Annotated in this window: 14 protein-coding genes and 1 pseudogene; 7 read left to right on the plus strand and 8 right to left on the minus strand. The window is 72.7% G+C overall.

What is annotated here, in order from left to right; all coding sequences use genetic code 11:
* The first annotated feature begins 4 nt into the window (after nucleotides 1-4).
* Nucleotides 5-658, plus strand: a complete 654-nt coding sequence (locus NIE79_RS07430) for a response regulator (RefSeq protein ID WP_238677869.1) — start codon at nucleotides 5-7, stop codon at nucleotides 656-658.
* A 7-nt stretch (nucleotides 659-665) separates the two neighbouring features.
* Here NIE79_RS07430 and NIE79_RS07435 read toward each other — a convergent pair whose 3' ends face one another.
* From NIE79_RS07435 to NIE79_RS07445, 3 genes are all read right to left on the minus strand, one after another.
* Nucleotides 666-1,238, minus strand: coding sequence for a DUF5709 domain-containing protein (locus NIE79_RS07435; RefSeq protein ID WP_238677830.1), 573 nt, complete (start codon nucleotides 1,236-1,238; stop codon nucleotides 666-668).
* A gap of 89 nt (nucleotides 1,239-1,327) precedes the next feature.
* Nucleotides 1,328-2,119: an ATP-binding protein gene (locus NIE79_RS07440; protein ID WP_238677831.1), complete on the minus strand. Its 792-nt coding sequence runs from the start codon at nucleotides 2,117-2,119 to the stop codon at nucleotides 1,328-1,330.
* Complete coding sequence (locus tag NIE79_RS07445) at nucleotides 2,119-3,117, minus strand: SDR family oxidoreductase (RefSeq protein WP_238677832.1); 999 nt, start codon at nucleotides 3,115-3,117, stop codon at nucleotides 2,119-2,121. The genes NIE79_RS07440 and NIE79_RS07445 overlap by 1 nt, the downstream gene beginning before the upstream one ends.
* Before the next feature lie 224 nt (nucleotides 3,118-3,341).
* On the opposite strand from NIE79_RS07445, the gene NIE79_RS07450 reads away from it, so the two are divergent.
* The gene (locus tag NIE79_RS07450) at nucleotides 3,342-4,541 is read left to right on the plus strand and encodes a glycosyltransferase (protein ID WP_238677833.1); all 1,200 of its coding nucleotides are present in this window, start codon (nucleotides 3,342-3,344) and stop codon (nucleotides 4,539-4,541) included.
* On the opposite strand, the pseudogene NIE79_RS07455 reads toward NIE79_RS07450, so the two are convergent.
* The 4 genes and pseudogenes from NIE79_RS07455 to aroA form a co-directional block, all read right to left on the minus strand.
* Nucleotides 4,499-5,442: pseudogene (locus NIE79_RS07455) on the minus strand (DMT family transporter). The gene NIE79_RS07450 and the pseudogene NIE79_RS07455 overlap by 43 nt on opposite strands.
* 59 nt (nucleotides 5,443-5,501) lie before the next feature.
* A complete protein-coding gene (hisN, locus tag NIE79_RS07460; RefSeq protein WP_238677835.1) occupies nucleotides 5,502-6,320 on the minus strand; it encodes a histidinol-phosphatase in 819 nt (272 codons plus the stop codon).
* Between the two features lie 28 nt (nucleotides 6,321-6,348).
* Entirely contained in the window at nucleotides 6,349-7,257 is a 909-nt protein-coding gene (rsgA, locus tag NIE79_RS07465) for a ribosome small subunit-dependent GTPase A (protein WP_372471421.1), read from the minus strand.
* A 223-nt stretch (nucleotides 7,258-7,480) separates the two neighbouring features.
* Nucleotides 7,481-8,782 carry a 3-phosphoshikimate 1-carboxyvinyltransferase gene (aroA, locus tag NIE79_RS07470; RefSeq protein WP_238677836.1) on the minus strand — a complete coding sequence of 434 codons (1,302 nt, stop codon included), beginning with the start codon at nucleotides 8,780-8,782 and terminating at the stop codon, nucleotides 7,481-7,483.
* Nucleotides 8,783-8,885: 103 nt separating this feature from the next.
* Here aroA and NIE79_RS07475 point away from each other — a divergent pair, with 103 nt between their 5' ends.
* The 5 genes from NIE79_RS07475 to rsrA all read left to right on the plus strand — a co-directional run bounded on the left by NIE79_RS07475 (nucleotide 8,886) and on the right by rsrA (nucleotide 12,202).
* The gene (locus NIE79_RS07475) at nucleotides 8,886-9,596 is read left to right on the plus strand and encodes an SOS response-associated peptidase (protein ID WP_238677837.1); all 711 of its coding nucleotides are present in this window, start codon (nucleotides 8,886-8,888) and stop codon (nucleotides 9,594-9,596) included.
* 195 nt (nucleotides 9,597-9,791) lie between these two features.
* Nucleotides 9,792-10,184 carry a WhiB family transcriptional regulator gene (locus NIE79_RS07480; RefSeq protein ID WP_112681315.1) on the plus strand — a complete coding sequence of 131 codons (393 nt, stop codon included), beginning with the start codon at nucleotides 9,792-9,794 and terminating at the stop codon, nucleotides 10,182-10,184.
* A gap of 51 nt (nucleotides 10,185-10,235) precedes the next feature.
* Nucleotides 10,236-10,853 carry an alpha/beta hydrolase family protein gene (locus tag NIE79_RS07485; RefSeq protein WP_238677838.1) on the plus strand — a complete coding sequence of 206 codons (618 nt, stop codon included), beginning with the start codon at nucleotides 10,236-10,238 and terminating at the stop codon, nucleotides 10,851-10,853.
* A 235-nt stretch (nucleotides 10,854-11,088) separates the two neighbouring features.
* Nucleotides 11,089-11,913 (plus strand): sigma-70 family RNA polymerase sigma factor, encoded by an 825-nt coding sequence (locus tag NIE79_RS07490; RefSeq protein WP_112583674.1) that lies wholly within the window; start codon nucleotides 11,089-11,091, stop codon nucleotides 11,911-11,913.
* A 1-nt stretch (nucleotide 11,914) separates the two neighbouring features.
* Nucleotides 11,915-12,202 carry a mycothiol system anti-sigma-R factor gene (gene rsrA / locus NIE79_RS07495; RefSeq protein WP_030490399.1) on the plus strand — a complete coding sequence of 96 codons (288 nt, stop codon included), beginning with the start codon at nucleotides 11,915-11,917 and terminating at the stop codon, nucleotides 12,200-12,202.
* Nucleotides 12,203-12,335: 133 nt separating this feature from the next.
* Here the strand turns inward: rsrA and NIE79_RS34195 are convergent, their stop codons facing one another.
* Nucleotides 12,336-12,551 (minus strand): 50S ribosomal protein bL37, encoded by a 216-nt coding sequence (locus tag NIE79_RS34195; protein ID WP_372471419.1) that lies wholly within the window; start codon nucleotides 12,549-12,551, stop codon nucleotides 12,336-12,338.
* Nucleotides 12,552-12,623 lie beyond the last annotated feature (72 nt).

The raw sequence follows: 12,623 nt of genomic DNA on the forward strand, positions 1-12,623 counted from the left end.
GGTGATGGTGGTGGACGACCATCCGATGTGGCGGGAGGGCGTGGCCCGCGATCTGACCGAGGCCGGCTTCCTGGTGGTGGCGACCAGCGGCGAGGGACGACAGGCCATCCGGGTGGCCGCCGCCGCCCGGCCCGACGTCGTCGTCCTCGACCTGCAACTACCCGACATCTCCGGCGTCGAGGTGATCCTGGGGCTGCGTGCGGCGCTGCCCGCCGTACGGGTGCTGATGCTCAGCGCCAGCGGCGAACAGCAGAGCGTGCTGGACGCGGTCAAGGCCGGGGCCACCGGTTACCTGGTGAAGTCGACAGCGCCCGCCGAGTTCCTGGAGGCGGTGCACCGCACCGCGGCCGGCGACGCGGTCTTCACCCCTGGCCTGGCCGGGCTGGTGCTCGGCGAGTACCGCCGGCTGGCCGCCGGACCGGGGCGGGGGAGCGGCCCGGCCGGCGCTGCCGAACCAGCGACGCCCCAGCTCACCGAACGGGAGACGGAGGTGCTGCGGCTGGTGGCGAAGGGGATGTCGTACAAGCAGATCGCCCAGCGGCTCGGCCTGTCGCACCGCACCGTGCAGAACCACGTGCAGAACACCCTGGGCAAGCTGCAACTGCACAACCGGGTCGAGCTGACCCGGTACGCCATCGAACGCGGCCTGGACGACTGAGCGGACGTCAGACCGAGCGCGGCGGCTCCGTCTCGTGGATGGCCAACTCCTCGGCGCTCGCTCCGCCCCCGGCGGATCCGGCGTCGTACGCCACCGAGTCGGTCTCCTGGTCGGTGTGCGACCCCTCGTCCGGTTCCACCAGCCGGCCCACAGTGGCGTCGGCCACCGTGCCGAGCTGACCGTGGTCGTAGAGGGAGACCGGCGAGTTCGGGTCCGAGGTCGGGCCGGGATCCATCACGTCGGCGTCCAGTTGCGCCTCCGCCGCGGCTTCCAGATTGTCCGCCTCGAAGGCGATCTTCGGGTCGATGGTGCCGGCCAGCGGGTCGTCCGCCGGGCGCTCGTAGACCTCGCGGTCGAGCTTGTAGTCCAACGACTCACCGTCGAGCTGCTCCTCGGCGGTCGTTCCGAACCGGTCCACCGCCACCGGCGTCCGATCGCCAGGCAGTTGGGCCGGGTCCGGGCCGTCCGCCTCGCGCCCGGTGAGGACGTCGTCGTTGGCGGTCGAGTCGTCATCGGCGGTGTCGGGCAGCCCTTGCGCCTCGGTGTCGGACAGGGGGGTCGGGTACTCGTTGTCGCGCATGTCTGATCACTACCCGCTGCCCTGCCGCCATAACCGGGCGGCCTCCGGCGGTACGTCGCCGAACCGCGCGCCGATGGCGAAAGCCCCCGTCAGGCGGCCTCGTCGTCGGGGTGCAGCACACACCAGACGACCTTGCCGTCCGGTACGGCACTGCTGCCCCAGCGGCGGGTCACCGTGTCGATCAGCAGCAGCCCCCGCCCGCCGACCCGGGTCGGCGGCGATATCCCGGCGAACGTCGGCTGACGCGGGGAGTGGTCGCGAACCGCCAGGTGCAAGGTGCTGTCCTGGGGCGCCAGCCGAACCGTCATCGGGGTCCGGGCGTGCGCCACCACGTTGTTGACCATCTCGGTGACCGCGATGCACGCCGGGTCCGTGAGCATCGGCATGCCCCAGCGCTCGCAACCCGTGGCGACCAGCTCGCGCGCCTGGCGGGCGGCTCCCACCACCGGGGCCAGTTCGGCGGTGAGCACCGCCGCCAGTGGTGTCGCCGCGACAGCGGCCAGCGCCCCGTCGAGCGTCGGCCAGGCCGGCACTCCGGCGAGCGCGGCGTCCGGGTGGGCGGGCCCGTCGACCGCCGGGTCACACAGCAGCAGGTCCGCGGCGGGCCAGTCGGCGACCTCCCGGCGTACCTCGGCGAAGACGCTCCGCCCGGACGGGTCGACGACCCGCAGGCCGGACACGTCGGCCACCACCGGGCCGGGCCGGGCCACGAGACGGGCGAGCAGCGCGCCGCGTAACGCCTCGGCACCGGCGGCATCGAGCACCCCGGTCAGCCGGACCACCGCTGACGACTCGTCGATTTCCACGAGACAGCTCGACATGATCGCCCCATTGTGCGCGCCGGTGACGGTGAGCGCATTCGGGCGCTCGACATCGGCCATCAGCGGTCCGACCGGGAGCGGCGGTTGATGGCCGCCAGGGTGCCGACAGCGGTGCCGGCGGCGGCCAGACCGAACGCGGCGCTCATCCGCACCAACTGTCGCCGGCGACCGTGCCAGCCACCGTCCTGGCGCGCCTGAGCATCGGCGTGGAACACGTTGCCGCTGCTGTCCATCCGGGCGCCCGGGCCGAACTGGGTGCGGTGGGCGTACCAGCCGAGGGTGCGCTCCACCAGCGCGGGCGCCAGCCGCCACTGGAGGCCGATCAGCCGGGCCGCGCCGCCGGCGTACGCCTCGCGGCGGGGCCGGCGCAGCAGCCGGACGATGGTCTCGGCGACCACCTCCGGCGGGTAGATCGGTGGAGGCGGCACCAGCTCCCGGCCGCTGTGGTTGCCGGTGTGCCGGAAGAACGGGGTGTCGATCGTGGCGGGCAGCACAGTGCAGACGGAGATGTGACCGCGACCGGTCACCCGCAGCTCCTGTCGGACGGTGTCGGCCAGCCCGCGGATGCCGTGCTTGGTGGCGTTGTACGCCGACTGGTACGGCATGGCCACCTCGGCCAGCACCGAGGCGTTGTTGACCAGCACGCCGCCACCGGCGGCACCCAGGTAGGGCAGAGCTGCCTTGATGCCGTGCACCGCCCCGAGCAGGTTGACCTCCAGCACCCGGCGGAACTCGGCGACCGGGATCTCGTCGAACAGCCCCACGGCGCTCACCGCGGCGTTGTTCACCCAGGCGTCGATCCGGCCGAACTCGGCCGCCGCCTGCTCGGCAAGCCGCCGCACCGACTCCAGGTCGGTGACGTCGGTCGGCACTGCCAGCGCTTGGCCGCCCAACTCCCGGCAGCGCTGCGCGACCTGTTGCAGGGCGGGCTCGCTGCGGGCGGCCAGCACGACGGCGGCACCCCGGCGGGCCAGTGCGTACGCGGTCGCCGTGCCGATCCCGCTGGACGCGCCGGTGATCACCACGGTCGAATCGTCGAGACTGCGGGTCAGCGGCATTCCTGGGCGGTACCCCCGGCCGGGCCTGGTCACACCGCCGACGGCTTGTCGATCATTGTCGAACCGTGCTGTCAGGTGTCGCATGTGCTTGCCGTGGCGCAAGTGTCGGTGGCACTCGCGCTGACTCTTCCGGATCTGCCAGGTTTCGGCTCAGCGTCGCGGGGTTAATGGGACGCTCTGACCGGGAGGACCACCGCCGAGGAAAGATCGCAGGGAGGTGACCCATGCGCGTCGGCCTCGTCTGCGCGCACGCCAGTTCCTACCGCCACGCCGACGGCCCGCCGGTCGGCACCCGACAGCACACCGCGAGGGTCGCCGCCGAGTTGGCCGAGCGAGGCCATGACGTCCGGCTCTACGTGCGCCGGGACGACCCGACGCTACCGGCGACGGCGACCGTCGACGGCTACCAGGTGCACCAGGTGCCCGCCGGCCCGCCCACCCCACTGCCCACCGCCGAGCTGATCCCGTACGTGACGGAGGTCGGCCGCTGGCTGGCCGACGACTGGTCGGGGGCCTGGCGGCCCGAGGTGGTGCACGGGCACTACTGGGTCGGTGGCCTGGCCGCCGCTCACGCTGTTCGGGAGACCGACATTCCGGTGGTGCAGACGTTCCACTCGCTCGGCATCGAGCAGCTGCGCCACCTGGGCGGCCACTACGACGGGCCGGGCCAGCGGATCACGCTGGAGCGCGCGTTGACCCGGGCTGTCGACATCGCTGTGGCCCAGTCCAACGACGAGGTCGACGAGCTGACCCGGATGGGTCTGCAACGCAGCTCTGTCGCGTTGGTGCCGGCCGGCGTCGACATCGACCTGTTCCACCCCGACGGTGAGGCCGCACCGCGCGAACAGCGGCCCCGCATCCTCTCGGTGGGCTCGCTGGCCGCCGGGCACGGCCAGGAGGACCTGATCCGGGCAATGCGGCTGGTCGGTGACGCCGAGCTGGTCATCGCCGGTGGGCCGCCGGCCGACCAGTTGGCCAACCACGCCGAGGCGCGACGGCTGCGCGAGCTGGCCGAACAGCTCGGCGTCGTCGACCAGGTACGGCTCGTCGGGGCGGTGCCGCACGACCAGATGGCCACCTGGTACCGGTCGGCGGACGTGGTCGCCTGCACGCCGCACTACTCCTCGGCCGGGCGGGTCTCGCTGGAGGCGATGGCCTGCGGGGTGCCGGTGATCGGCTACGCGATGGGCGGCCTGGCGGACGCCGTCGTCGACGAGGTCACCGGCCGCCTGGTGCCCCCCGGTGACGTACGGGCACTCGGAGTGTCGCTGCGCCGGCTGCTCGCCGACAACGCCGGCCGGTTCGCGTACGGGCACGCCGCTGTGGACCGGGTGCGCAGCAGCTACACCTGGGAGCGGACCGCCGGGGCGTTGGAGCGTCTCTACGAGCGGGTGGTGAGTCGCCGCAAGCCGGTCGAGGCCTGAGCTGGCGGTGCTGTGGGAGCTCTTGCCGTGGTGCGGTGCCGGATGGTCAGCCCGGCCGACCGGCACCGACCATGGCGCGGTCGCGACGGCGCGCCACCGAGCGGTGCTGCTGCGGTTCGGCGTACCGGGTCAGGCCGATCACCGCGGCCAGGGTGACCAGGAAGCCGGCCGCGGCCAGCCACTCCCGCCCCGGCCAGATCTTGTCGTTGAGCAGCAGCAGGCCGACGATCGCGGCCGGCACCGCACCGGCCGCGTCCATCGCGGCGACAGCGGCCGTCGTCGAGCCGCGCTGCATGGCCAGACCGAGCAGCAGCTGACCGACGATCGAGTGGACGATCAGCAGGTAGAACAGCGGGTCGGCGAGGAACGCCTCGGCGGACGGCGCGGATGCCAGTGGCCGGGCGGCGACCGCGGCCGAGCTGAACGCCAGCCCGGCGAGTGCGCCGAGGGCCACCGAACCCGGCGCCCCGTGCAGCCGGACGGCGAAGACACCGAGCACCGCGATCACGCCTAGCGCCACCAGCAGGGCGATCGCACCGGCGGTGCCGAGCTGCTTCGACGGCGCCGGCCGGGCGGACAGCACCAGCGCGGTGATCCCCGCGAAGAGCAGCGCCAGCAGCACCACCTCCGCCGCAGGCAGCCGCCACTTGAGCACCAGCACCCCGAGGATGGCGGTCACCCCGAGCCCGGCGGCCACGCTGGCCTGCACGAGGAACAGCGGCAGGTCCCGTCGGGCCAGGAAGGCGAGCACGAAGCCGCCGATCTGACAGCCGAGGCCGATCAGGTACGTCCGGTGCCCGGCGAGGCGCAGCAGCAGGCCCGGATCGAAGGTGTGGTGGACGGTGGTGCGGGCCGCCGCCACCGACTGGAGCAGGTTGGCGAAGCCGTACGCGACGATCATCGCCGCGAGAAAGCACCAACCGGAGGAGACCACCTGGCGAGGATAGAGGTTGCCGGGGGTCAGCGCTCGGCTGGTCGATTGAGGCGGGCGAGGATGTCGGCGTGCAGCACACCGTTGGTGGCCACCACGCTGCTGTCGGTGCCCGGAGCGCCGGCGGGGGCTGGTTGTCCGGTCAGATCCGTGACCGTGCCACCCGCCTCCGTGATGATCGGCACCAGCGCCGCCACGTCCCACAGCGACAGCTCCGGTTCGGCCATCACGTCCAGTGCGCCCTCGGCCAACAGCATGTAGCCGTAGAAGTCGCCGTACGCCCGGTTACGCCAGCTGTCCCGCATCAGGTCGAGCACCGCGTCGAGCCGCCCGGCGTCCTCCCACCCGTTCAGCGAGGAGTAGCAGAAGCTGGCGTCCGCTACCCCACGCACCGCTGACACACCGATCCGTTCGCCGGCGTCGGGGCTCGGCCCGGCGTACGCGCCCGCGCCCGCGCTGGCCCACCAGCGTCGTCCGAGCGCTGGTGCGGACACCACGCCGACCGCCGGCCGGTCGCCGTCGTAGAGCGCGATCAGCGTGGCCCAGATCGGTACGCCACGGACGAAGTTCTTGGTGCCGTCGATCGGGTCGATGATCCAGCGACGGCCGTTCGGGTCGGCGGACGGCTGCGCGCCGTACTCCTCACCGAGCAGGCCGTCGGCCGGTCGTCGCTCGGCCAGCAGGGCGCGGATCTCCCGCTCCACGGCGGTGTCCGCGTCGGAGACCGGGGTCAGGTCGGGCTTCGCCTCGACGCGCAGGTCGAGCGCGCGGAACCGGGCCGTGGCAATGGCATCGGCCCGGTCGGCGAGCAGGTGGGCGAGGGCGAGGTCATCGGCGTACCCGGTCATGCCGGCAACCTAGCCCACGCCCGTCGGGTCACTCGTCGGGCCCGCGCCGGTCACCCTCGCCGGGCCCGCGCTGGTCGCTGTCGCCCCGCGAGTCGCCCTCGCCGGCCCGGGAGGCGAGCAACCGACGGTACGACGCCAGCCGGCGCGGGTCGGCCTTACCGGCGGCCACCCAGGCGTCCAGCCCACAGTCGGCCTCGTCGGCAGTGTGGGGGCAGTTCGGTGGGCAGTCGACAGTGCCCTCGACCAGGTCCGGAAAGCCGTGCAGCAGGCTGTCGGCCGAGACGTGCGCCAACCCGAAGCTGCGGATCCCGGGGGTGTCGATGATCCAGCCCGGGTCGGTGTCGATCCCGGGCGCCGGTGGCAGCCGCAGCGCCACAGCGCTGGTCGAGGTGTGCCGGCCCCGACCGATCGCGCTGACCACGCCGACAGCACGCAGCGCGTCCGGAACGAGGCGGTTGACCAGCGTCGACTTGCCCACGCCGGAGTGCCCGACCAGCACCGACACCTTGCCGCTGAGCAGCGCACGGAGCGCGTCGAGGTCGGAGTCGGGGCGGTTGAGCACGTACGGCAGCTCCAGCTCGGTGTAGTAGCCGAGCACCTCCTCCGGCCCGGCCAGGTCGGCCTTCGTGAGGCAGAGCAGCGGCTCGACGTCCGCGTCGTACGCGGCCACCAGGCAGCGGTCGATGAACCCGGTGCGCGGCGGTGGGTCGGCCAACGCGCTGACGATCACCAACTGGTCCGCGTTGGCCACCACGACCCGTTCCAGCCGACCCTCGGCGGTGGTCTCGTCGTCGTCGGCGGTGCGGCGCAGCACCGAACGGCGCTCGGCGATCCGGACGATGCGGGCGAGCGCGCCCTCCGCGCCGGACGTGTCACCGACCAGGCTGACCCGGTCACCGACCACCACCGACTTGCGGCCCAGCTCGCGGGCCCGCATGGCAGTGACCGTGGGCAGTTCGGCGCCGACGACGCCGCGCTCGGCCCCGGCCAGCACGCACTGGTAGCGCCCTCGGTCGACGGCGATGACGAACCCGTCGACCGCGTCGGCGTGCTGTGGGCGGGTGCGCGTACGCGGGCGCGACGACTTTCCGGGCCGGACCCGCACGTCGTCCTCGTCGTACTCCCGCCGTTTGGTCGCCAGGACCTGTCCTCTTCTCGCGTCAGCTCTTACCGGTCACCATCGCTGACCATAGTGCCGGGAACTCGGGCATGGTCTTGGAGGTACACCCCACGTCGTCCACCTCGATACCCGGAACGGCCAGCCCGGCCACCGCTGCCGCGTGCGCCATCCGGTGGTCGTGGTAGGTGCGGAAGAGCCCGCCGCGCAGTGGTCGGGGCCGGATCTCCAACCCGTCCGGTGTCTCGGTGATGTCCGCGCCGAGCCCGCCGAACTCGCGCGCGAGCGCGGCGAGCCGGTCGGTCTCGTGGCCACGGATGTGCCCGACGCCGGTGAAGACCGACGGCGAGTCGGCCAGCATGGCCAGCGCGGTCAGCACGAGGGTCAGCTCGCCGACGTCGGAGAGGTCGGCGGTCAGACCGTGCACCACGCCGGTGCCCCGGACGGTCAGCCCGTTGGTGGAGAGGGTGACCTCGCCGCCCATCCGCTGCAACAGGGAGCGGAGTTTCTCGACCGGCTGCGCGCTGCTGTGCGGCCAACCCTGCAGGGTGACCTCGCCGCCGGTGACCAGGGCGGCGGCGAAGAACGGCACAGCGCCGGAGAGGTCCGGCTCGATGTCCCAGCCGCGCCCGGTGAGCGGGCCGGGCTCGACGGTCCACACGTCGGGGGTGCCGTCGTCGACGGCCGCGCCGGCGGCCCGCAGCATCCGCACCGTCATCCGCAGGTGCGGCGCGGAGGGCACCGGGGGGCCGACGTGGCGGACCACGACGCCCCGGTCGAAGCGCGGGGCGGCCAGCAGCAACGCGGAGACGAACTGGCTGGACACCGAGGCGTCGATCACCACCTCGCCGCCGGTGACCCCACCGGTGCCGAACACTGTCAGCGGCAGGCTGCCGGTGCCGGTGACGTCGATCCGGACACCCAGCGAACGCAGTGCGCCGACCAGCGGGCCGAGCGGCCGGGTGCGCACGTACGGGTCGCCGTCGAAGGTGACCGGCCCGTCGGCCAGCCCGGCCACCGGCGGCACGAACCGCATCACTGTGCCGGCCAGGCCCACATCGACGTGCGCGGGGCCGGCCAGCGGGTGCGGTCGGACCAGCCAGCGCTCGTCGTCGCTGATCGAGACGTGCGCGCCCATCGCCCGCAGGCCGGCGGCCATCAACTCGGTGTCGCGGGCGCGCAGTGGCCGGGCCAGGGTCGACGGGCCTGCGGCCAGCGTGCTGAGCACCAGGGCCCGGGCGGTCATCGATTTGGAACCGGGCAGGCGCAGCGTCGCCGCCACCGGGTCGGATGCGGTCGGTGCGGTCCACGGCTGCGGCGGCCGGGTCGCTGTCAGGTTCCCCACGGTTACATTCTGCCGTGTCGGCGGGTGGACGGCGGCGCCCGGCGCTCGTACTCCCGGTTGGCGGGACAGCCGACGGGGCCTCCGACGCGTTAGCGTGTGCCCCATGTGCGGCAGGTACGCGACCACTCGGAGCTCCGGCGAGCTGAGCGCGCTGTTCGAGTCGTCCGACGACTCCGGCGGCCTGGTCCGAGCGGATCACAACGTCGCGCCGACCGACCCGGTGCCACTGGTCCGGGTCAGCCCGGAGGGGCACCGCAGCCTCTGTGTCGGCCGCTGGGGTCTGCTGCCGCACTGGTCCCGGTCCGCCTCGGGAGCCGCCCGCATGATCAACGCCCGGGCGGAGACGGTGGCCACCAGCCGGGCGTACGCCGGCTCCTTCTCCCGTCGCCGTTGCCTGGTCCCGGCCGACGGCTGGTACGAGTGGGTCCGGCTGCCCGACGGCGGACGACAGGCGTACTTCATGACTCCCCGGGACGGGTCGGTGCTCGCGCTGGCGGGCATCTGGTCGGTCTGGGAGTCCGACGCGGAGAGCCGGCTCACCTTCAGCGTGCTGACCACTGCGGCGCTCGGCGACCTGACCGAGGTGCACGACCGGATGCCGGTGCTCCTGCCACCCGAGCGTTGGTCGTCGTGGCTAGCGCCGACCGACGAGCCGGGGCGGCTGCTCGCTCCGGCGTCGGCGGAGCAGTTGGCGGGGTTGGAGATCCGCCCGGTGGGTGCGGCGGTGGGAGACGTTCGTAACGACGGGCCGCAGTTGACCGCCCGGGTGGCGGTGGCGCCGACGGTGACACCGCAGGAGTTGACTCTGTTCTGACGCTCTGTGCATCGTCGGCCGCCGATTTGCCAGGGTTCCGCGCGATTCGTCTCCTGACTGTTCAGTCATGTTCCCGGCAGACTCTTGTCTCGGTGTTGTGAAGTGCGATAGAACACAGCGCCGGTAGTGGCTGTCGATCCGCACGGGGCGGACGACGTCCACAGATTTTGCCGGTCCCACGGGGGAGGTGGGCGGATGACACGGGCACGTATGCCGCGCCCGCACGAGGTGGCGGCGGCGCGGCGAGATCCGCGACTGCTGCGGGCCGTGCGAGAGCGGCAAAAGGACGACGCGTGGCGCACCAGGGGAACCTGCCAGAGCGTCGATCCGGAGACATTCTTTCCGGCACCGAACGAGCCGGCGGACGCCGCCGTCGCGCTGTGTCGCAGTTGTGACGTGCAGGGGTCCTGCCTGGCCTGGGCCCTCGACGTCGGTGACTGCCACGGCGTGTGGGGCGGCACCACGCCGCGGGAACGACGGGCGATGCTGGTCGCCTGGCGCGGCGAGGTCGAACCCGACCCGGACGCCATCGACGACGCCGGCCCGCCGGTGCGCGATCGTCTGCTCGCCCTGGTCCCGCTGAGCTGATCGGCGGCCGGGTTCGCACCTGACGCCCGTCCGGCGGCGCAGAATGGGCCGGTGCCAGCCAGCAACGAGATCGACACCCCGCGCGGTCCGGCGCGGATCGACACCGACCTGCCGGTCCGCCCGGCCACCGCCCTGCTCGTGCTCGGGCACGGCGCGGGCGGCAGCGTCGACGCGCCCGACCTGCTCGCGGTCCGGGACGCGTCGGTGGCGGCCGGTCTGGCGGTGGTCCGGGTGACCCAGCCCTACCGGGTCGCCGGTCGACGTGCGCCGGCACCGGCAGGTCACCTCGACGAGGCCTGGGCGGCGGTGCTCGCCGAACTACGGGACCGGCACGCCGACGTGCCGACGGTGGTGGTCGGTGGGCGTTCCAGCGGCGCACGGGTGGCCTGTCGGACGGCCCGTGCGGTGGGCGCGGTGGGCGTGGTCGCGTTGGCTTTTCCACTGCACCCGCCCGGCCGGCCGGAACGCTCGCGCGCCGCCGAACTGGACACCGGTCTGCCGACGTTGGTCGTCAACGGCGACCGGGATCCGTTCGGGACGCCGGAGCCGGGGCCGGCCGTGCGGGTGGTGAGCCGTCCCGGTGAGACGCACGATCTGCGCCGGGATCCGGCCGGCACCGCCGCCGCCGTGCGCGACTGGCTGTCCGTCCAGGGCTGGGCGGCCAACTGACCCGTCGCGCCCGGCTCGCCGGGGCGACCGTTTCCGGCGCGGGCACGGGTCGTTGCATCCGATGGTGCCGCCGGCCCGAACAGGGCCTGTGACACCAGTCCTCCCAGGCCCTTCCTGGTCCCAGCGCCGGCCGCCGTCGGGGCCGGGACCAGGAACGGGGAGGGCGGGCCGGAATGCCCCAGTGGTCATCTCGCGTTACTACCCCCGGACGACTTTTCTGCGAGGGGGGTGACCGGTGCCAACCGAGACACGAAGCCTGGAACGGGACGAACGGGACGCCCGGCAGCTGAAGCGGCTGCTGGATGGTCCGGAGTGGCCCGCGACGGCGGGACCGGGCGGGGTGGGTGCGGTGAGCACGGGCACACCGGCCGGAAGTGAATCTGCGGGCAGGTCTGTGCGCGTATCCTCGGCGGGAAAGCATCCGACGCGAGGGGATGTGCGGTTGACCACCGAGAAGACGGACGAGCGCAGGGCCCGATTCGAGCGGGACGCGATGCCATTCGTCGATCAGCTCTACGCTGCTGGGCTGCGGATGACACGCAACCCGGCGGATGCCGAGGACCTGGTCCAGGAGACGTACCTGAAGGCGTACGCGGCCTTCCACCAGTTTGAGCAGGGCACGAACCTCAAGGCCTGGCTCTACCGGATCCTGACCAACACCTACATCAACTCCTACCGCAAGCGGCAGCGCCAGCCGATCCAGGCGCCCACCGAGGAGATCACCGACTGGCAGCTCGCCGAGGCCGAGTCGCACACCTCCAGCGGGTTGCGCTCGGCCGAGACCGAGGCACTGGACCGGCTGCCGGACAGTGACGTCAAGGAGGCCCTCCAGCAGTTGCCGGAGGAGTTCCGCCTGGCCGTCTACCTCACCGATGTCGAGGGCTTCTCCTACAAGGAGGTCGCGGACATCATGGGCACGCCGATCGGCACCGTGATGTCGCGTCTGCACCGGGGCCGTCGTAATCTGCGCAAGCTGCTCGAGCGTTACGCGGGGGAGCGGGGCTTCAGTGCGGCCCGCTCAGCGAAGGGCTCGACCGCCGCTGCCGGCCGGGAGGTGTGACGTGAGCTGTGGGGAGCCGCACGAGACGGACTGCCGCGAAGTGCTCGCGGAGGTGTATCTCTACCTGGATCTGGAGTGCGCCGACGAGCGTCGCTCGCTGATCCGGCACCACCTGGACGAGTGCGGGCCGTGCCTGCGTGAGTACGGGCTGGAGCAGGAGGTGCGGGCGCTGGTGGCGCGTTGCTGTGGCAACGAGACCGCGCCGGATCAGCTGCGTGAGCGGCTGCGGGTCAAGCTCACCGAGTTGGTGGTCTTCGAGACCAGCGACTCCCGTGAGCTGGCCGACTGAGCGTTTGAGCTGGCCGATCGAGCGTCGGCACCAGCTGGCAAGACCGGTGGCCCGGGTCGATGTCGACCCGGGCCACCGGTGTACCCGGCCTCGGCCGGTTGAGCGGCGACGGGCGCTCGGCCCGTCGACCCGTTCAGGAGTTGGGACGCTTGCCGTGGTTCGCGGCGTTCTTCTTACGAGCCTTCTTCTTCCGGGACTTCTTCGCCATGCTGACCTCCTCGTGATGGGTCGGATCCGTCCTGCGCACGACCTCGGCGCGGATGCGGCCACCGGCAGTCCGGCGTCGGGTCCGACCCGCTGATGGTAGTGCGGCCGACACCCGCCGCCTTCCCCAGGGCGGGCCTGTCATCCCGGCTGTGCCGCTGCCCGCCCATCGCCGGTCGGCGCATGATTGGATACATCGGCAGGCACGTCGCGAAGA

The sequence above is a fragment of the Micromonospora trifolii genome, assembly GCF_022229005.1.
Lineage (GTDB): Bacteria > Actinomycetota > Actinomycetes > Mycobacteriales > Micromonosporaceae > Micromonospora > Micromonospora trifolii.

Coding starts and splice junctions, on each gene's coding strand:
- NIE79_RS07430 (WP_238677869.1), top strand. CDS start 5: ATGGTGGTGGACGACCATCCGATGTGGCGGGAGGGCGTGGCCCGCGAT.
- NIE79_RS07435 (WP_238677830.1), bottom strand. CDS start 1,238: ATGCGCGACAACGAGTACCCGACCCCCCTGTCCGACACCGAGGCGCAA.
- NIE79_RS07440 (WP_238677831.1), bottom strand. CDS start 2,119: ATGGCCGATGTCGAGCGCCCGAATGCGCTCACCGTCACCGGCGCGCAC.
- NIE79_RS07445 (WP_238677832.1), bottom strand. CDS start 3,117: ATGCCGCTGACCCGCAGTCTCGACGATTCGACCGTGGTGATCACCGGC.
- NIE79_RS07450 (WP_238677833.1), top strand. CDS start 3,342: ATGCGCGTCGGCCTCGTCTGCGCGCACGCCAGTTCCTACCGCCACGCC.
- hisN (WP_238677835.1), bottom strand. CDS start 6,320: ATGACCGGGTACGCCGATGACCTCGCCCTCGCCCACCTGCTCGCCGAC.
- rsgA (WP_372471421.1), bottom strand. CDS start 7,257: ATGCGGGCCCGCGAGCTGGGCCGCAAGTCGGTGGTGGTCGGTGACCGG.
- NIE79_RS07475 (WP_238677837.1), top strand. CDS start 8,886: ATGTGCGGCAGGTACGCGACCACTCGGAGCTCCGGCGAGCTGAGCGCG.
- NIE79_RS07480 (WP_112681315.1), top strand. CDS start 9,792: ATGACACGGGCACGTATGCCGCGCCCGCACGAGGTGGCGGCGGCGCGG.
- NIE79_RS34195 (WP_372471419.1), bottom strand. CDS start 12,551: ATGACAGGCCCGCCCTGGGGAAGGCGGCGGGTGTCGGCCGCACTACCA.